Origin of the sequence: Streptomyces subrutilus, assembly GCF_008704535.1 — a bacterium.
GTDB lineage: Bacteria > Actinomycetota > Actinomycetes > Streptomycetales > Streptomycetaceae > Streptomyces > Streptomyces subrutilus.
The window spans coordinates 2,782,727-2,801,338 of sequence record NZ_CP023701.1 but is presented as its reverse complement, the minus strand read 5'-3'; the positions used below and the strand labels follow the sequence as shown (position 1 = coordinate 2,801,338).

Genomic DNA, 18,612 nt, shown 5'->3' with positions numbered 1-18,612 from the left:
TCCGGTGGCGCGACGGACAACCGTCCGCCGCGTCCGCGGCGCATCCGCTTGAGTTCTTCCGCGGCGGGTCGCCAGACCGACGGCGACCGCCTGGACGGGAGATCGGGGGTGCCACTCGTGCGGATCGCACTGCTCACGGAAGGTGGTTATCCGTATGCCACCGGCGAGGCGAGGCTCTGGTGCGACCGGCTCGTGCGCGGGCTCCCGCAGCACGAATTCGAGCTGTACGCACTGAGCCGCAGCGCCGAGCAGGAGCGCACCCTGGTCCCGCTGCCCGAGCACGTCACCGGCGTGCGCACCGCCCCGCTGTGGGCCCCCGCGGACGACGGGCGGACACACTCCCGAAGCGAGCGCCGCCGGTTCACCGCGAGCTACCGGGAACTGGTCCGCGGGGTCTGCGCGGGCGAACCGGAGCCCTTCGCGTCCGGCCTGTACGGACTGGCCGAACTCGCCCGCGAACAGGGCGGGCTGTACGCCGCGCTGCGCTCCGAGTCCGCCGTCCGCGCGCTGGAGGGCGCCTGCCGCGCGCCCGGCGTGAACCGCGCCGTGCAGAGCGCCGGCGTACCCGACCTGCTGGAGTGCGCGGACGAAGTGGAGCGCATGCTCCGGCCGCTGTCCCTGGACTGGTACGGGGACGACGGCCTCGGCGCGGTGGACGTCTGCCACGCGGCGGCGGGCGGGGTCGCCGCGCTGCCCGGACTGTTGGCCAAACGCTTCTTCGGGGTCCCGCTCCTGGTCACCGAGTACGGGGTGCGGCTGCGCGCCCACTACCTCGACCGCGGCCCCGGGGCCCGGCCCGCGGTCCGGGCGCTGCTCACCGCCTTCCACATCCGGCTCGCCGGGGAGATCTACGCCCGGGCCGACCTGCTCACCCCGGGGAACGCGCACGCCCGGCGCTGGCAGGAGCGGTGCGGGGCCGCCCGGGACCGGGTGCGGACGGTCCACCCGGGGATGGAGGCGGACCGATTCGCCACCGTCGGGGAGGCCGCCGACGGCGGGGAGCCCGGCACGCTCGCGTGGGTCGGGCGGATAGAACCGGCCAAGGACCTCGTCGGCCTGCTGCACGCCTTCGCCGAGGTCCGCACGGCCGAACCCGGCGCCCGGCTGCGCCTCTTCGCGACGGCCGCGGACCCCGACTACCTCGCCGACTGCCGCTCCCTGGCCGCGCAGCTCTTCCCCGACGAGGCCGTCGACGCCGTGACCGCGGGCGAGAACCCCGTCACCTTCGAGGAGATCGGCGGCCCCGAGGCGCCCTCCGCCGCCGAGGCGTACGGGTCGGGGCGCGTGGTGGTGCTGTCCTCGGTGACGGAGGGCTTCCCGATCACCCTGGCCGAGGCCATGCTCTGCGGCCGGGCCACCGTCTCCACCGACGTCGGCGCCGTCCGCGAGGTCATCGGCGGCACCGGACTCGTCGTCCCGCCCCGCAACCCGCGGGCCCTGGCCGACGCCTGCCTCTCCCTGCTGCGGGACGCCGCCCGGGCCCGGCGGCTCGGCGCGGCGGCCCGCGCCCGGGCCCTGGAGCTCTTCACCGTCGAGCAGAACGTCGCGGCCTTCCGGGAGATATACCTGCGCCTGCTCGCCGCCGGCGCCACCCGCCCGGACGGGGAGATCCCCTTCGCACAGCCCCCGGAGGCCCGGGTCCCCGGCCACTGGACCACCCCCACCTGGGCCCACGTGCCGGAGGCGACCGCATGACCACCCTCGACCCCGAGATCCTTCCGGCGGACACCGCGACCGCACCGCCGCGGCCCGAGGACGTCCCCGCCGCCCCGGCGGCCGGCCCGGCGGGCCCGGTGCGGCCCGCGCCGCACTCCGTCCCGCTGCCGCTGTCGGGGGAGCCGGCCGCCGACGGGTCCGCACGACCGTACGCGCCGGCACGCCGGCGGGGCGCCGGCGACCCCGTCAAGGCCCTCCTGCACCGCCACCGGGAGCTGTGCGAACGGGCCGTGGACCCGCTGGAGATCGCCGCCGGGCTCGAAGCGCGGGGCATCGGCGACCGCACCGCCGCCCGCTTCCGCCACCGCGACGTCTTCTCCCTCGCCGAGGAGCTCTTCGCCCGTACCCCGCGCGCCGAGGACACCGCCGCACCCGGGACCGGACCGTTCCCCGCCCGGGCCCGGGCCGCGGCCGGGCCGGGCCCCCTGCGGCGCTTCGGCTGCGCCCTGCTGCCGGGCGCCGTCGCCCTCGCGGCGGCCGCCGCCGGGCAGTCCTGGGCCGGGGCCGCGGCCGTCCTCGCCGCCGTGGCCGCCCTGGTGTGGCCCGGCCGGGCCCCCGGCCGCTTCCCGGCCGCCGTCCACCTGCTGGCCGCGGCCGCCGTCGGCTGGTCCGCGCACCGGCACGGGGCCGGCCTCGCCCTCGCCCTCGCGCTGGCCGCGGCCCCCGGCCACCTCGCCGCCGCCGCCTTCGCCGGGCGGGCCCGCCGCGGGCTCGCCGGCAGCCGCGGCCTGGGCGAGTTCTCCGACCGGGCCCGGCCGCTGCTGGTCGGCGCCCTGGCGGTGTTCACCGCGGCCGCCGCCGGGGCCGCGGTGCTCACCGGGGCCCCGCTCACGGCGGCCGTACCGCTCGCCGTGCTGCTGTTCCTGACCCGGCTGCTGCTGCGGCACGGCGCCGACCGGCGGCCCGTCGCCGCCGCGCTCGCCCTCGCCCTCGTCCCGGTCCCGGCGGCCGCCCTCGCGGCCGCGGCGGGGCTCCTCGTCCACGCCGTCCTCGCCCTGTCCCGCGCGTCCGCGCACGCGCGGCCCTGAGCTCCGTCCCGTGACGGAAAAACCGCCCTCCGGAGCCGACGCCGGAGCGCGTACCCCTTCCCCGCCCCACCCACCACCGCAAGGAGACACAGGACATGACCGGCCAGCCAACCAACCGAGGGGCCACGCGATGAGGGTGCTGCTGATCGGAGCCAACGGATACCTCGGCCGCTACGTCGCCGACCGGCTGCTCGCCGACCCGGCCGTCCAGCTCACCGCGCTCGGCCGCGGGGACGACGCCGACGTCCGCTTCGATCTCGCGACCGGCAGCCCCGGCGCGCTCACCCGCTTCCTCGACGCCGTCCATCCGGGCGTCGTCGTCAACTGCGCCGGCGCCACCCGCGGCGGGGCCCGCGAGCTCACCCGGCACAACACCGTCGCCGTCGCCACCATCTGCGAGTCGCTGCGCCGCAGCGGCTGCGGCGCCCGGCTGGTCCAGCTCGGCTGCGCGGCCGAGTACGGGCCCAGCCAGCCCGGATCGTCCACGGCCGAGGACGCCGTGCCGAGACCGGGCGGCCCGTACGGAGTAAGCAAGCTGGCCGCCACCGAGCTCGTCCTCGGCTCCGGCCTGGACGCCGTCGTGCTGCGGGTCTTCTCGCCCGTCGGCCCCGGCACCCCCGCCGGCTCCCCGCTCGGCCGCCTCGCCGAGGCGATGCGCCGCGCCATGCAGAACGGGGACGGCGAGCTCAAGCTCAGCGGACTGGGCGTGCAGCGCGACTTCGTGGACGTACGGGACGTGGCGCGGGCCGTGCACGCCGCCTCCCTCTCGGCCGCGCAGGGCGTGGTCAACATCGGCACCGGCCGCGCGGTCCGGCTGCGCGACGCGGCCGCCGTCCTGGCCCGGGTCGCCGGCTACGGCGGCGCCCTGCACGAGCTGGACCTCGCGCACGGCGGTCCGCAGCAGGACCGGGCCCACCCCGGACGGCCCGCCGGGCTCTCCGCCATCGGCTCCCCGCGCTCCGAGGCCACGGCCGAACAGCTCGCCGCCGCCCCCCAGCCCTACCCGTACCCCGACGGCTGCGGGGCCTGGCAGCAGGCCGACGTGCGCACCGCCCGCGACCGGCTCGGCTGGCGGCCGCGGATCAATCTGGAGGAGTCCCTCGCGGACATCTGGATGGAGGCGGCGTGCCGCATCTGACCACGCCTCCCGGTGCCGCCGTGGCCGCCGAGACCGGGGCCGCGCGCCCCGGTCTCGGCATCCCCGGCTACGCCCATCCGCTGCTGGCCCCCGTCGAATGGGCCGAGCTGACCCGGCCCGGCACCCCGCTGCACTGGGCCGTGCTCAACGTGGCGGACGGGCCGGGCGGCCGCCCCGACCCGCACTGCACCGAGGTGGCCGCGAAGCTGCGCGGCGCGGGCGGCACGCTGCTCGGTCATCTCGCGATGCGGGACGGCACACGGTCATTCGGGGAGCTCCTGTCCGACGCCTGCCGCTACCGCGACTGGTACGGGGTGGGCGGCTTCTACCTCGGCCGGGCCCCGGCGGGCAAGGCCGAACTGGCCGCGGTGCGCCGGGTCTCGGACGCCCTGCGGGGCCTGGGGCCGGGGCTGCGGATCGTGCTCGGCCAGGGCATCCATCCGTACGAGGGCTACACGGAAGCCGCCGACCAGCTGGTCACCTTCTCCGGGGCCTGGGCCGACTACCGCTGGTCCCAGGTGGCCGAGTGGACGGCCGACCACCCGGCCGAGCGGTTCTGCCACCTCGTCCACGGGGTGCCGCGCACCCACCTGGAGGAGGCGGTGCGGATCGCCCGCTGGCAGGGCGCCGGCACGGTGTGGTTCACGGACCGGCGCGGCACCGCGGCCCGGGACCCCTGGGCTTCGCTGCCCGGGTACTGGGACGAAATCGTCTCGCGGATCGGACCGGGTGTCTCGGAATGAAGAAGGGCGTGGCAGTGTTACCGAGAGAACCACCGTTCAGACGTTCACATCTACGGAGTCCCCGTGTCGCTGCCACCCCTGGTAGAGCCAGCTGCTGAGCTCACCGTTGACGAGGTCCGTCGGTACTCCCGCCACCTGATCATCCCGGACGTCGGGATGGACGGCCAGAAGCGCCTGAAGAACGCCAAGGTGCTGGCCGTCGGCGCGGGCGGCCTCGGCTCGCCCGCCCTCATGTACCTGGCCGCGGCCGGCGTCGGCACGCTGGGCATCGTGGAGTTCGACGAGGTCGACGAGTCGAACCTGCAGCGCCAGATCATCCACAGCCAGGCGGACATCGGCCGGTCCAAGGCCGAGTCGGCCCGCGACAGCGTGCTGGGCATCAACCCGTACGTGAACGTCGTCCTCCACGAAGAGCGGCTCGAAGCCGAGAACGTGATGGAGATCTTCGCGCAGTACGACCTCATCGTCGACGGCACGGACAACTTCGCCACGCGCTACCTGGTCAACGACGCCTGCGTGCTGCTGAACAAGCCGTACGTGTGGGGCTCGATCTACCGCTTCGACGGCCAGGCCTCGGTCTTCTGGTCCGAGCACGGCCCGTGCTACCGCTGCCTCTACCCGGAGCCGCCCCCGCCGGGCATGGTCCCGAGCTGCGCCGAGGGCGGCGTGCTGGGCGTGCTCTGCGCGTCCATCGGGTCCATCCAGGTCACCGAGGCCATCAAGGTCCTCACGGGCATCGGCGAGCCGCTGGTCGGCCGTCTGATGATCTACGACGCGCTGGAGATGCAGTACCGCCAGGTCAAGGTCCGCAAGGACCCCGACTGCGCGGTCTGCGGTCCGAACCCGACCGTCACCGAGCTCATCGACTACGAGGCCTTCTGCGGCGTCGTGTCCGAGGAGGCGCAGGAGGCGGCGCTCGGCTCCACGATCACTCCCAAGCAGCTCAAGGAGTGGATCGACAACGACGAGCCCATCGAGATCATCGACGTCCGCGAGATCAACGAGTACGAGATCGTCTCGATCCCCGGCGCGAAGCTGATCCCCAAGGGCGAGTTCCTGATGGGCACCGCCCTCCAGGACCTGCCGCAGGACAAGCGGATCGTCCTGCACTGCAAGACGGGCGTCCGCAGTGCGGAAGTCCTCGCGGTCCTGAAGTCCGCGGGCTTCGCCGACGCGGTGCACGTAGGCGGCGGCGTCATCGGCTGGGTCCACCAGATCGAGCCGGACAAGCCGGTCTACTAGACCCCGGACCGTCCCGCAGGGGCCGTACCGCGCACGCGCGGTACGGCCCCTGCGGCGTTGGCCGGAGCGGGCGGCCGGGTCAGGTGCCCTGCGGCGACTGCTCCGGGGTGACGGGCGTGCCGGTGGGGTCGGGGGCGGCGGTGCAGACGGTGCCCGCGGCCGGGGTCTTCCCGTCCAGCAGGTAGGTGTTCACCGCCCGCTGCACGCACGGGTCGCCGCTGTTGTAGGCGCCGTGGCCCTCGCCCTTGTACGTGAGCTCCACGCCGACGCCGGGGCCGAGCCGCTCCACCATCTTGCGGGCGCCCTCGTACGGGGTCGCCGGGTCGCCGGTGTTGCCGATGACCATGATCGGGGCGGAGCCCGGGGCGGACACGTCGGGGGTCTCCCAGGCGCCCGGGACCGGCCAGTCGGTGCAGCTCATCATGGCCCAGCCGAGGAAGTCCCCGAAGACGGGCGAGGCGGCGCGGAAGGACGGCAGCTCGGCCTTGGTCTGCGCCAGCGTGTAGCGGTCCTTGGAGTCCGCGCAGTTGATCGCGGTATTCGCGGCGCCGATGTTGCTGTAACGGCCCTGCTGGTCGCGGCCGTTGAGGGCGTCGGAGAGTGCCATGAGCAGCTGGCCCTGGCCGCCGCCGGCCTCGTCGAGCCCCTGCTCCAGCAGTGGCCACAGCTCCTTGGAGTACAGGGCCTGGGCGATGCCGTTGGTCGCGGCGCTCTCGGTGAGCTGCCGGTCGCCGATGCCCGCGATGGGCTTGGCGGCCAGCTGCTTCTGGAGCGCGATGACGCCGGCCTCGATCTCCTTGGCGGTGGAGCCCTGGAGCAGGCAGGCGTCGCCGCGGTCCACGCAGTCCTGGGCGAAGTTGCCGAGGGCCAGCTGGAAGCCCTTGGCCTGGCCCAGCGCCCCCTCCTCTGAGGTCTTCGTCGGGTCCACGACGGCGTCGAAGACGGCCCGGCCGACGTTCTTGGGGAACAGGTGGGCGTAGACCCCGCCGAGCTCGGTGCCGTAGGAGATGCCGAAGTAGTTCAGCTTCTCGTCGCCGAGGGCCTGGCGGATGCGGTCCAGGTCGCGGGCGGCGTTGGACGTGCCCACGTGGGGGAGGAGCCTGGCGGAGTTCCGCTCGCAGGCCTGCCGGTACTTCTTGATGTTGTCGACGAAGGCCTTCTCCTGCTGCGGCGTGGCGGGCGAGGAGTCCTGGGCGTAGTAGGCGTCGAGCTGCTTGTCGTTCTCGCACAGCACGGGGGCGCTGCGACCCACCCCGCGCGGGTCGAAGCTCACCAGGTCGTACCGGTCGCGCAGCGCCTCGTACTCCTTGGCGGCGCCGGGGAGGGTGGTGAGGCCGGAGCCGCCGGGGCCGCCGAAGTTGAAGACGAGGGAGCCGATGCGGTTCTTCTCGTCGCGGGCCTTGGCGCGGATCAGGGCCAGCGGGATGGTCTCGCCCTCGGGCTCGGCGTAGTCGAGGGGGACGTCGAGGGTGGCGCACTGCCAGTCCTTGCCCGGTGCCTGGCCGCCGCCCTCGGCGGCCGTGGGGGCCTCGCACGCGGCCCACTTGAGGGGCTTGGCCTCCTTGGTGCCGCCGGCCGTCGTTTTCTCCCCGTCGTCCCCTCCGCCCGCGCAGGCGCCGGTGGAGAGCAGCGCGGCGGCGAGGGCGGCGGAAGCGGTGACCCGCAAGGCTTTTCTCGGCATGCACCCATCCTGTGCGCGGTTCGGCCGGGCCGCCCGCGCGCTGACCCGAACGGGGGGCGGGCCGCGGGTGCGGTCCCGGTCGCCGGGCCCGCCCCGGGCCGCGGTACGGCCCGCACGCCGGCGGGGGCGGTGCGCGGAGCCGGGCGGCCCCGGGGCGGGTACCGGTGGCTCCCGGACCGCCGTGGGCGCGATCGAGGTCGGCTGCTCTGCGGCCCTCCTCGCGACCCTCCTCCTGGCCTTCTGACCCGCTCCCCGCCCCGGCGCCCCGGGTCGCACCCGGCCCGGCACCTTCCGAAGGGGACCGGCTAGATGGCTTCCTTGCGGGTCAGGAAGTTGAAGCAGATCCACCCCGGCAGCACCGGCAGCCAGAAGGTCATCACCCGGAACAGCAGCACCGCCGAGATGGCCACCTCCTTCTCCAGCCCGGCCGCGATCAGCCCCAGCGTCAGCGTGGTCTCCACCGCGCCGATGCCGCCCGGGGTCGGCGCCGCCGACCCCAGCGCGTTGCCCGCGAGGAAGACCACCGCGATGCTCGCGTAGCTGATGGCCTCGCCGCCCCCGAACGCGCGGATCGACGCGTCCAGGCACATCACGAAGCAGCCCGTCAGCAGCAGCATCCCGCCGATGCCCGTCATCAGCTTCTGCGGCCGCTGGAGCACGTCCAGCATGCGCGGCACCACGCCCGCGAACAGCGCCCGCACCCGCGTCACCACGAACTTGCGCATGAACGGCACCGCCGTCACCACCAGCACCAGCACCGCGACCGTCAGCAGACCCGCGATCACCGTCCGGGACGGGGTCATCTCCGGGGTCTTCTCGGTCCCGGTCAGGTAGCCGAAGGACAGCAGCAGCAGGATGTGGCTGGCCAGCCCGAACAGCTGCGAGGCGCCCACGCTCGCGACCGCGAGCCCCGGCCTGACCCCCGCGCGCTGCAGGAAGCGGGTGTTCAGCGCGACACCGCCGACCGCCGCCGGCGCCACCAGCTTCACGAACGAGCCCGCCACCTGCGCGACCACGGTCCGCAGGAACGACACCCGCTCGGGCACGAAGCCCAGCAGGCTCATCGCCGCCGCGAAGTACGTCAGCGCCGAGAACGCCAGCGCCGCCCCGACCCAGCCCCACTGCGCCTCGTCGATCAGCGTCCCGAACTCCACGTGCGCCAACTGCGTCAGCAGGAAGTACGCACCGAACGCGCCCGCGATGAACGACACCAGCGTCCGCGGCCGGATCCGCTCCAGCCGGGCCGGCTCCACCGGCGCCTGCGGGCGGATCAGCAGCACCTGCCGCCGGATCTGGCTCAGCAGGTCCTCCTCCCGGGCCCCGTCCAGCGCGTCGTCCAGCGCCCGCTTCTCGGCCTTGCGCTCCGCGGAGGCCGACGTCGCCGCCTGCGCCGCCGCGTCCGCCTCGCGCGCCGCCTTCGCCGCCCGCGAGGACTCCAACACGGCCTCCCGCTCCCGCTCCGCCCGCTCCCGCGCCAGCCGGCGCAGGGTGGCCCGGGTGGAGCGGCTCAGCGCGATCGGCTGGAGCAGCGGCAGGCAGTCCGCCACCGCGTCCGGTCCGAGCACCGACACGGCCGAGGCCACCGACCGCTCCGCGCCGACCCGCAGGCCGAGCGTGGTCAGCAGCTGCGCGATGTCCATCCGCAGCACCAGGTCGCCCGCCGCGATCTCACCGCCCCGCAGGTCGGTCAGGACGACGCTGCCGGAACGATCCACCACCAGGGCGTCCCCGGTGAGCCGCCGGTGCGCGATCCGCCGCGACTGCAGGGCCCGTACCTGCTCCCACGCGTCGCGGGTCAGGGCGTCGGTGATCTCCTCGTCGGCGGTGGCGTCCAGGGTCCGGCCGCCCAGGTGCTCGTAGACGAGCATCACGGCGTCCGGGCCCAGCTCGGAGGTGGCGATCAGCTTCGGCGCGTTCGCCCCGGCCGCGATCGCCGCGTACGCCAGCAGCGCCTCCTGCTCCAGCGCCTGGCGCAGCGACTGGAGGCTGCGCCGGGTGGTGATGCCGCGCAGCGTGACCCGGCGCCACACCCGGTAGAAGAAGCCCTGGGCCTGCTGTTCGCGGTCGACGACGGTGACGTCGAGCGGCGGCCCGTCCTCCAGGGTGACGTGGTAGCGCCGGCCCCGGTCGCTCACCTCGGAGGCCTCGGGGCCGTCCGGGCCCTCCGCGCGCATGGCGCTGACCGGATGGAAGCCGACCCGGCGCAGGCCCGCGAGGAGCGTCTGCCCGGTGGGGCGCACGTTCGGCGAGCCGACCGCGTACAGGGTCGCGTACGCGACGCTCCAGCCGATCAGCACCGTCAGGATGATCGAGAAGGGGGTGGTGTAGCCGCCGACCAGCATCGCGAAGGCGTCCAGCAGCAGGACCACCCACAGTGCGACCCGCCAGCGGGGCCGGCGGGTCATGCCCACGGCCGTCATGTACGCGATCACGGGTGCCAGGTAGCCGTGCACCGGGTCGGTCAGGGCCCCGCCGGCCCCGGCGGAGCGGGTCAGGGCGTCCTGGATGGTGCCGGAGGCGGCCCGCGAGACCCACAGGTCCGTGGCGAGCGTCACCCCGTGGGCCAGGACCGCGGCGAGCACGCCGTCGGCGATGCGCAGCCCGTCGCGCTTGATCAGCCGTTCGATGGCGAAGGCGACGGGGAGCAGGAGCACGGCGATGCTGGAGACCAGCGCGGCGACCTTGATCAGCAGGTCCGGGGCCTGGCCGGTGCCCTTGGTGATGTCCTCCTCCAGGCCCACGGTGGTGCCGTGGGCGAAGGCGGCGATGGCGAGGACGACGGCGATGCCGAGGATGCCGGCGAGCAGCCGTACCAGGTCGGACGGCCGGTGGACGCGGGCCGCGAGCAGCGGTTCGTCGCCTTCGACCCGGTCGGCGGCCGTGGCCCCGCGCCCGTGCGGCCCGTCGGGCCCGTCACCGGCCCCGGGGTCCTCGCGGTCGTCGGGACGGGCCGCACGGCCCGCGCCGGCCGCGCCACCGGGCTCGCCGTCGGCCCCGGGGTCCTCGCGGTCGCCGTTCGGGCGCCGGTGGTCCGGGCGCGGGGCGGGGCCGTCGTCGGGGCGCGCGCCGTCGTCCGAATCCGCGCCGTCCGGAGGGCTCACACCCTGCTCCTTCGTCGTCACTTCCGTCTCTTCTTGATCACGTATCACCAGTCACCGCCCGGAAGATGGTGGCACGGACGGACGGGGGAGCGGGGCATCAGGGTGCGCGCCGGTGCGGAAGCAGGTCCTCCGCCGGCGGGCGGCCGATGTGCTGCACCATGTGCGGAATGAACGAGGAGCTGCCCGCCTACGCGGAGCGCGTGCTGGAGGCGGCCGAGCGGATTCCGCCCGGCCGGGTGATGACGTACGGCGACGTCGCCGAGTGGCTCGGCGAGGGCGGACCGCGTCAAGTCGGCCGCGTCATGGCCCTGTACGGGGGCGGCGTGCCCTGGTGGCGGGTGGTGCGGGCGGACGGCCTGCCGCTGCCCGGCAGCGAGCCGCGCGCCCTGGAGCACTACCGGACCGAGGCCACTCCGCTGCGCCTGACGGCCGCCGGGGAGCCCCGGCTCGACATGCGGCGGGCGCGCTGGGACGGGAACCGGGACCCCGGACAGGACGGCACGCGCGACGAGGCTCACACCTGACAGCTTCGGCCATGCGCGGCCTGAACGGGCGGTCGAGTGCCCGGGCCCAGGCCCGTACGGGGGACGCGGGGGAACTGCGCCGCACCGCCCGGTTGACGTAGCGTTGCCCCTTCGGCCCCGGCCGGGGCCGAAGGGGCGCGGCCCGCGGCCCCCGTGCACCCGCCCGCGCCCCGACCCGTACCCGTACCGCCCGCAGACCCACCAGGACCGGCAGCTCACGTGATCACCTCTTCCTCCGACCGCACCGAACGGCGGCGTACGCGGACCCCTGACGCGTACCGTCTGGTGCGCTCGGGGCCGGAGCGGGCCGGTCCCCCTGTTCTGGACGCAGCGCAGCGCGCCGTGGTTGACCACACCGGCGGACCCCTCTTGGTCCTCGCCGGACCGGGCACCGGCAAGACCACCACGCTGGTCGAATCCGCGGCCGCCCGGGTCGAGGCGGGCACCGACCCCGCCCGCGTGCTCATCCTCACCTTCAGCCGCAAGGCGGCCGTCGAGCTCCGCGACCGCGCCGCCCTGCGGCTCGGCGGCGCCCGCGCCCCGCAGGCCACCACCTTCCACTCCTTCTGCTATGGCCTGGTCCGCGCCCACCAGGACACCGACCTCTTCGCCGACCCGCTGCGGCTGCTGTCCGGCCCCGAACAGGACGTGATGGTCCGCACCCTCCTGGAGGGGCAGCGCCGCATCCGCTCCATCCGCTGGCCGGACGACCTGCGGGCCGCCCTGACCACGCGCGGCTTCGCCGACGAGGTCCGCGCCGTACTGGCCCGCGCCCGCGAACTGGGCCTGGGCCCGGCCGCCCTCGACTCCTTCGCCACGCGCATCGGCCGCCCGGACTGGAAGGCGGCGGCGGCCTTCCTCTCCGAATACCTGGACGTCCTGGACATGCAGGGCACCCTGGACTACGCGGAGCTGCTCCACCGCGCGGTCCTGCTGGCGGAGCGAACCCCGGCCCTGGCCCGTGCCTACGACGTGATCCTGGTGGACGAGTACCAGGACACCGACGCCTCCCAGCTGCGCCTGCTGCGGGCCCTCAGCGGCGCCGGCGGCACGCTGATCGCCTTCGGCGACCCGGACCAGTCGATCTACGCCTTCCGCGGCGCCGACATCAACAACGTCCTCGACTTCGAGGCGGCCTTCCCGGGCGCGGCGGTGCGCGCCCTGACCACGGGCCGCCGCTCGGGCTCGGCCCTGCTGTCCGCCACCCGCCTGCTGACCACCCGCATGCCGCTGCCGCGGCTGCCGTCCGCCGCCGTGAAGGCCCACCGGGAGCTGCGGCCGGCACGGGAGGGCGGCCGGGCCGAGGTGTACACGTACCCGACGGCGGGGGCGGAGCTGGACAACATCGCCGACGTCCTGCGCCGGGCCCACCTGGAGGACGGGGTGCCGTGGGGGGACATGGCCGTCCTCGTCCGCTCCGGCGGCCGCACCCTCCCGGCGATGCGGCGCGCCCTGATCACGGCGGGGGTCCCGGCCGAGACGGACGCCGCGGGCACCCCCCTGCGCCACGAACCGGCGGTCTCCCCGCTCCTGACGGCCCTCCGCCTGACGGCCACCCCGCCCGCAACGGACCCGGCCCCGGGCACGGCCGCCGACCCGGCCCCGGGCACGGCCGCCGAGCCGGCCCCGGAACCGGCCGCCGAGCCGGCCGGGCCCGCCGCGGCCGAGCCCGCCGGCCCCGTTGCCGACGCGGCCGACCCCGTCGCGGGCACCGCCCCCGAGCCCCCCGAGCCCACCGCAGGCGACCCGGTGGGCGGTGCCGTCGGCGGCGGGTGGGTCGGGGTGGAGGACGCGCTCGTGCTGCTCGCCTCGCCGCTCGGCGGGATGGACGCCGCCGACCTGCGCCGCCTCGGCCGGGCCCTGCGCGACGAGGAGCGCGCCGCCGGCGTCAAGGTGCCCGCGCCCTCCGACGTCCTGCTCGCCCGCGCCCTCGCCGAGCCCGAACGGCTCACCGCCCACGACCCCGCCTACGCCCGCGGCGCCCAGCGCCTCGGCCTCCTCCTGCGCAAGACCCGCGAGCTCCTCCACGGCGGCGGCACCGCCGAAGAGGCCCTGTGGACCCTCTGGGACGGCACCCCCTGGCCGCAGCGCCTGGAACGCCGCGCCCGCAGAGGCGGCGCCTCCGGCCGCAACGCCGACCGCGACCTCGACGCCGTCTGCGCGCTCTTCGACACCGCCGCCCGCGCCGAGGAACGCACCGGCGGCCGCGGCGCCCTCAACTTCCTCGAACAGCTCGAAGCCGAGGACATCGCCGCCGACACCCTCACCGGCCGCGCGGTGCGCTCCGACGCCGTTCGGCTGATGACCGCCCACCGCTCCAAGGGCCTGGAGTGGTCCCTCGTCGTCGTCGCCGGCGTCCAGGAGGGCCTCTGGCCCGACCTGCGCCGCCGCGGGTCCCTCCTGGAGGCCGACCGGATCGGCCGCGACGGCCTCGCCGAACCGCTCACCCCCGGCGCGCTCCTCGCCGAGGAGCGCCGGCTGTTCTACGTCGCCGCCACCCGCGCCCGCGACCGCCTCGTCGTCACCGCCGTGAAGGCCCCCGCCGAAGACGGCGACCAGCCCTCCCGCTTCCTGAACGAGCTGGGCGTACCGCCCAAGGACGTCTCCGGCCGCCCCCGCCGGCCCCTCGCCGTCCCCGCGCTCGTCGCCGAGCTCCGCGCCACCACCGTCGACCCGGACGCCTCGCCCGCCCTGCGCGACGCGGCCGCCCGCCGCCTCGCCCGCCTCGCCGCGCTCACCGACGACGAGGACCGCCCGCTGGTGCCCGCCGCGCACCCGCAGCGCTGGTGGGGCCTGTACGAGCCCACCCGCAGCACCGTCCCGCTCCGCGACCGCGACCGGCCCGTCGCCCTCTCCGGCAGCGCGCTGGACCAGCTCGCCAACACCTGCTCCCTCCAGTGGTTCCTGGGCCGCGAGGTCAAGGCCGACGCCCCGTCCACCGCCGCCCAGGGCTTCGGCAACGTGGTCCACGTCCTCGCCGACGAGGTCGCCTCCGGCCGCACCCCCGCCGACCTGGCCGTCCTGATGGAGCGGCTCGACACCGTCTGGGACGCCCTCGCCTTCGACGCCCCCTGGAAGTCCGCCCAGGAGAAGGAGAACGCCCGCGCCGCCCTGGAGCGCTTCCTGCGCTGGCACACCACCGACCGCGGGGGCCGGTCGGCCGTCGCCACCGAGCACGAGTTCGACGTCACGCTCGACGCGGGCCCCTACGCCGTCCGCGTCCGCGGCTCCATGGACCGCGTCGAGGCGGACCCGCAGGGCCGTGCGTACGTCGTCGACTTCAAGACCGGCAGGGCCGCGCCCACCAAGGACGAGGTCGCCCGCCACCCGCAGCTCGCCGTCTACCAGCTCGCCGTCCGCGAGGGCGCCGTCGACGAGGTCTTCGACGGCTCGCGCCCGCGGCCCGGCGGCGCCGAACTGGTCCAGCTCCGGCAGGGCGCCCCCGCCCGCGAGGGCGGCGACGAGGTCCCGAAGGTGCAGGCGCAGCAGCCGCTCGACGGCACCTGGGTCGGCGACCTGCTCGCCACCGCCGCCGGACGCGTCCTCGACGAGCGCTTCGCGCCCGCCACCGGCCGGCACTGCGACCACTGCTCCTTCCGCGCCGCCTGCAGCGCCCGCCCCGAGGGCCGCCAGACCGTGGAATGAGCCCGCCCGGCCACCGGCCCGCACCGCGGCCGGACGGGACTGTCGGCGGGGGCGGCTAGCCTTTCGGGGTGTCCGCGCGCCCGTCCGTCCTCACCGACCCCGAGCAGCTCAAAGAGCTCCTCGGCATCCCCTTCACGCCCGAACAGCTGGCCTGCGTCACCGCCCCGCCCGCCCCGCAGGTCATCGTCGCCGGCGCCGGCTCCGGCAAGACCACCGTCATGGCCGCCCGCGTGGTCTGGCTGGTGGGCACCGGCGTGGTCGCGCCCGAGCAGGTCCTCGGCCTGACGTTCACCAACAAGGCCGCCGGCGAGCTCGCCGAGCGCGTGCGCAAGGCCCTGGCGCGGGCCGGCATCACCGACCCGGACCCCTCCCCGGCCGACGCCGCGACCGCCGGCGGCGAGCCGCGGATCGCCACCTACCACGCCTTCGCCGGACAGCTGCTGAAGGACCACGGCCTGCGCATCGGCCTGGAGCCCAGCGCCCGACTCCTCGCCGACGCCACCCGCTTCCAGCTCGCCGCGAAGGTGCTGCGCGAGGCCCCGGGCCCGTACCCCTCGCTCACCAAGTCCGTCCCCGACCTGGTCGGCGACCTGCTCGCGCTCGACGCCGAGCTCTCCGAACACCTCGTCCCCCCGGACCGGCTGCGCGCCTGGGACACCGCTCTGCTCGACACCCTCGCCGGCACCCGGCTCACCAACGAGGACCTGCGCAAGGTGCCGGAGGCCGTCCGCGGCCGCCTCGAACTGCTGGAGCTCGTCGCCCGCTACCGCACGGCCAAGCGCTCCCGCGACCTCTTCGACTTCAGCGACCAGATAGCCCTCTCCGCGCAGCTCGCCACCACCCGCCCCGAGGTCGGGGCGCTGCTGCGCGAGGAGTTCCGGGTGGTCCTGCTCGACGAGTACCAGGACACCTCCGTCGCCCAGCGGCTGCTGCTGTCCGGGCTCTTCGGCGCGGGCAGCGGGCACGCCGTCACCGCCGTCGGCGACCCCTGCCAGGCCATCTACGGGTGGCGCGGCGCCTCCGTCGCCAACCTCGACGACTTCCCCGCCCACTTCCCGCACGCCGACGGCAGCCCCGCCACCCGCTTCTCCCTCAGCGAGAACCGGCGCAGCGGCGGCCGCCTCCTGGACCTGGCCAACGGCCTCGCCGCCCCCCTGCGCGCCCTGCACGAGGGCGTCGAGGCGCTGCGCCCGGCCCCGGGCGCCGAGCGCGACGGGCTGGTGCGCTGCGCCCTGCTCCCCACGCACGCCGAGGAGCTGGACTGGCTCGCCGACTCCGTCGCCCACCTGGTCCGCACCGGCACGGAGCCGCGCGAGATCGCCGTCCTGTGCCGTTCCGCCGGGGACTTCGCGCGGATCCAGGCCGTCCTGGTCGACCGCGACGTCCCGGTCGAGGTGGTCGGCCTGTCCGGGCTCCTGCACCTGCCCGAGGTCGCCGACCTCGTCGCGGTCTGCGAGGTCCTCCAGGACCCGGGCGCCAACGCCTCCCTGGTCCGGCTCCTCATCGGCCCGCGCTGGCGGATCGGGGCGCGCGACCTCGCGCTGCTGGGCCGGCGGGCACGGCTGCTCGTCGGCCGGGCCCCCGGCGGCGGTGGCACCGACGCCGACGAGCGGCTCGCGGCGGCCGTGGAGGGGGTGGACCCGGCCGAGGTCGTCTCGCTGGCCGACGCGCTGGAGACCTTCCTCGACGGCGCCGGCGCGACCCCCGACGACCTGCCGTTCTCGGCCGAGGCCCGGGTCCGCTTCGCCCACCTCGCCCAGGAGCTGCGCGACCTGCGGCGCTCGCTCGCCGACCCGCTGATGGACGTACTGCACCGGGTCCTGACGGCGACCGGCCTGGAAGTGGAGCTGTCCGCCTCCCCGCACGCGCTCGCGGCCCGCCGCCGCGAGACCCTGTCGAACTTCATGGACGTCGCCGCGGGCTTCGCCGCCCTCGACGGCCAGGCCTCGCTGCTCGCCTTCCTGGCCTTCCTGCGGACGGCCGCCCAGTACGAGAAGGGCCTGGACCACGCCCTGCCCGGCGGGGAGAACACGGTCAAGGTGCTGACCGCGCACAAGTCCAAGGGCCTGGAGTGGGACGTGGTCGTCGTCCCCGACCTGTGCGCCGGCTCCTTCCCGAAGGAGAAGCCCCCGGAGGCCTGGACCTCGTACGCCAAGGTCCTCCCGTACGCCCTGCGCGGCGACGCCCCGACCCTGCCCGGCGACCCCGCCTGGACCTCGGCCGGCCTGAAGTCCTTCAAGGCCGCCCTCAAGGACCACAAGGCCGTGGAGGAGCTCCGCCTCGGCTACGTGACGTTCACCCGGCCCCGCTCCCTCCTGCTGGCCTCGGGCCACTGGTGGGGGCCGAGCCAGAAGAAGCGGCGCGGGCCGTCCGCGTTCCTCACCGCGCTGTACGGGCACTGCGCGGCCGGGTACGGGGAGATCGAGGCCTGGGCGCCCGAGCCGGACGCCGACGCGGAGAACCCGGCGCTGTCCGCCGTGTCCGAGGCCGACCGCTCCTGGCCGCTGCCGCTGGACCCGGACTCCCTGCGGCGGCGGCGCGCGGCGGCGGCCCTGGTCGAAGCCCACCTCGCGGCCCCGCCGCCGGCCCCGGAGGACCCCGACGGGTACCTGTGGCCGCCGCACTGCGAGGACCCGGCCCACGAGGACGAACCCCGCCCCCCGGAAACCACCCCGCCCACCCCCGCCCTCCCGCACCCCCGCACCACCCGCGCCGAACCGCCCGCGGACGACCCGTGGGCCGAGGACCCGTGGGCCGACGAGCCCGCTCCCGGCCGCGGCCGCACCACCACGGCGACCCCCGCCGAGGCGGCCTCCGACGACGACGACCCGTGGGCCGGCGAGCCCTGGGCCGAGGGCCCCGGAGCCTCCGACGCAGCCCTCCCGCACCCCCGCACCACCACCGGCACCGGCACCGGCACCGGCACCGAGCCGTCCGCCGACGCCCCCCGGGCCGATGACCCGTGGGTCGATGACCCCTGGGCCGCCGAGCCCTGGGCCGCCGGGCCCTGGGCGGTGCCGGGCCCGGGCGGCCGGGGCGCGGGCGAGGGCGGCGCTGCGGGCGGGCTGTCCGCCGAGGAGGCGCGGGCCGTCGCCTCCTGGGACCGCGACCTCGACGCCCTGGAGGGCGAGCTGCGCCGTGCCCGCGCCGCCGTGCGGGACGTGGAGCTGCCCGCCGCGCTCTCCGCCAGCCAGCTGCTGCGGCTCGCCGCCGACGAGCAGCGCTTCGCCCGCGACCTCGCCCGCCCCATGCCCCAGCCCCCCCAGCCGGCCGCCCGCCAGGGCACCCGCTTCCACGCCTGGGTCGAGTCCCGCTTCGACGAGCTCCCGCTCCCGATGCTCGACGTCCTCGACCCCGCCACCGAGCTGCCCGGCTCCGACCAGGACATCGCCGACGAGGCCGATCTCGCCTCCCTCAAGGCCGCCTTCGAGCGCAGCCCGTACGCCGACCGGCCCCCGCACCGCATGGAGGCCCCCGTCCAGGTCACCCTGGCCGGCCGGGTCGTCCGGGGCCGCATCGACGCCGTCTACCGCGACCCGGACGGCTCGTACGAGATCGTCGACTGGAAGACCGGCCGGACCACCGAGGCCGATCCGCTCCAGCTCGCCGTCTACCGCCTGGCCTGGGCGGAAGCCACCGGCACCCCGCTGGACCGGGTCGCGGCCGTCTTCCTGCACGTCCGCAGCGGCCGCGTGATCCGCCCCCGCGACCTCCCCGACCGGGCCGGCCTTGAGGCGATCCTCCAAGGCGAACCGGGCTCGAACGGCGACCCCGGAACAGGCGGCTAGGCTCGT

The 18,612-nt window shown here is 76.0% G+C and carries 10 protein-coding genes; 8 read left to right on the top strand and 2 right to left on the bottom strand.

The features are described 5' to 3' along the window. Positions 1-117 precede the first annotated feature (117 nt). The 5 genes from CP968_RS11900 (at position 118) to moeZ (ending at position 5,867) form a co-directional block, all read left to right on the top strand. Entirely contained in the window at positions 118-1,695 is a 1,578-nt protein-coding gene (locus tag CP968_RS11900; RefSeq protein WP_150517987.1) for a DUF3492 domain-containing protein, read from the top strand. After that, positions 1,692-2,744: a hypothetical protein gene (locus tag CP968_RS11895; protein ID WP_150517986.1), complete on the top strand. Its 1,053-nt coding sequence runs from the start codon at positions 1,692-1,694 to the stop codon at positions 2,742-2,744. The genes CP968_RS11900 and CP968_RS11895 overlap by 4 nt, the downstream gene beginning before the upstream one ends. Before the next feature lie 130 nt (positions 2,745-2,874). Further along, complete coding sequence (locus CP968_RS11890; protein WP_150517985.1) at positions 2,875-3,882, top strand: NAD-dependent epimerase/dehydratase; 1,008 nt, start codon at positions 2,875-2,877, stop codon at positions 3,880-3,882. Continuing rightward, on the top strand, positions 3,870-4,625 hold the full coding sequence (locus CP968_RS11885; protein WP_150517984.1) for a spherulation-specific family 4 protein: 756 nt from the start codon (positions 3,870-3,872) through the stop codon (positions 4,623-4,625). Before CP968_RS11890 ends, CP968_RS11885 begins: the two co-directional genes overlap by 13 nt. Before the next feature lie 63 nt (positions 4,626-4,688). Then, positions 4,689-5,867, top strand: a complete 1,179-nt coding sequence (gene moeZ, locus CP968_RS11880) for an adenylyltransferase/sulfurtransferase MoeZ (protein ID WP_150517983.1) — start codon at positions 4,689-4,691, stop codon at positions 5,865-5,867. Between the two features lie 79 nt (positions 5,868-5,946). Here moeZ and CP968_RS11875 read toward each other — a convergent pair whose 3' ends face one another. Both CP968_RS11875 and CP968_RS11870 read right to left on the bottom strand, forming a co-directional pair. Further along, entirely contained in the window at positions 5,947-7,548 is a 1,602-nt protein-coding gene (locus tag CP968_RS11875; protein ID WP_150517982.1) for an alpha/beta hydrolase, read from the bottom strand. Positions 7,549-7,853: 305 nt separating this feature from the next. Then, complete coding sequence (locus tag CP968_RS11870) at positions 7,854-10,649, bottom strand: lysylphosphatidylglycerol synthase transmembrane domain-containing protein (protein WP_373304102.1); 2,796 nt, start codon at positions 10,647-10,649, stop codon at positions 7,854-7,856. 167 nt (positions 10,650-10,816) lie between these two features. On the opposite strand from CP968_RS11870, the gene CP968_RS11865 reads away from it, so the two are divergent. The 3 genes from CP968_RS11865 to CP968_RS11855 all read left to right on the top strand — a co-directional run bounded on the left by CP968_RS11865 (position 10,817) and on the right by CP968_RS11855 (position 18,606). After that, positions 10,817-11,173: an MGMT family protein gene (locus CP968_RS11865; RefSeq protein WP_229886762.1), complete on the top strand. Its 357-nt coding sequence runs from the start codon at positions 10,817-10,819 to the stop codon at positions 11,171-11,173. A 219-nt stretch (positions 11,174-11,392) separates the two neighbouring features. Continuing rightward, positions 11,393-14,818, top strand: coding sequence for an ATP-dependent helicase (locus CP968_RS11860; protein ID WP_150517979.1), 3,426 nt, complete (start codon positions 11,393-11,395; stop codon positions 14,816-14,818). Between the two features lie 68 nt (positions 14,819-14,886). Continuing rightward, a complete protein-coding gene (locus CP968_RS11855; protein ID WP_150517978.1) occupies positions 14,887-18,606 on the top strand; it encodes an ATP-dependent DNA helicase in 3,720 nt (1,239 codons plus the stop codon). Positions 18,607-18,612 lie beyond the last annotated feature (6 nt).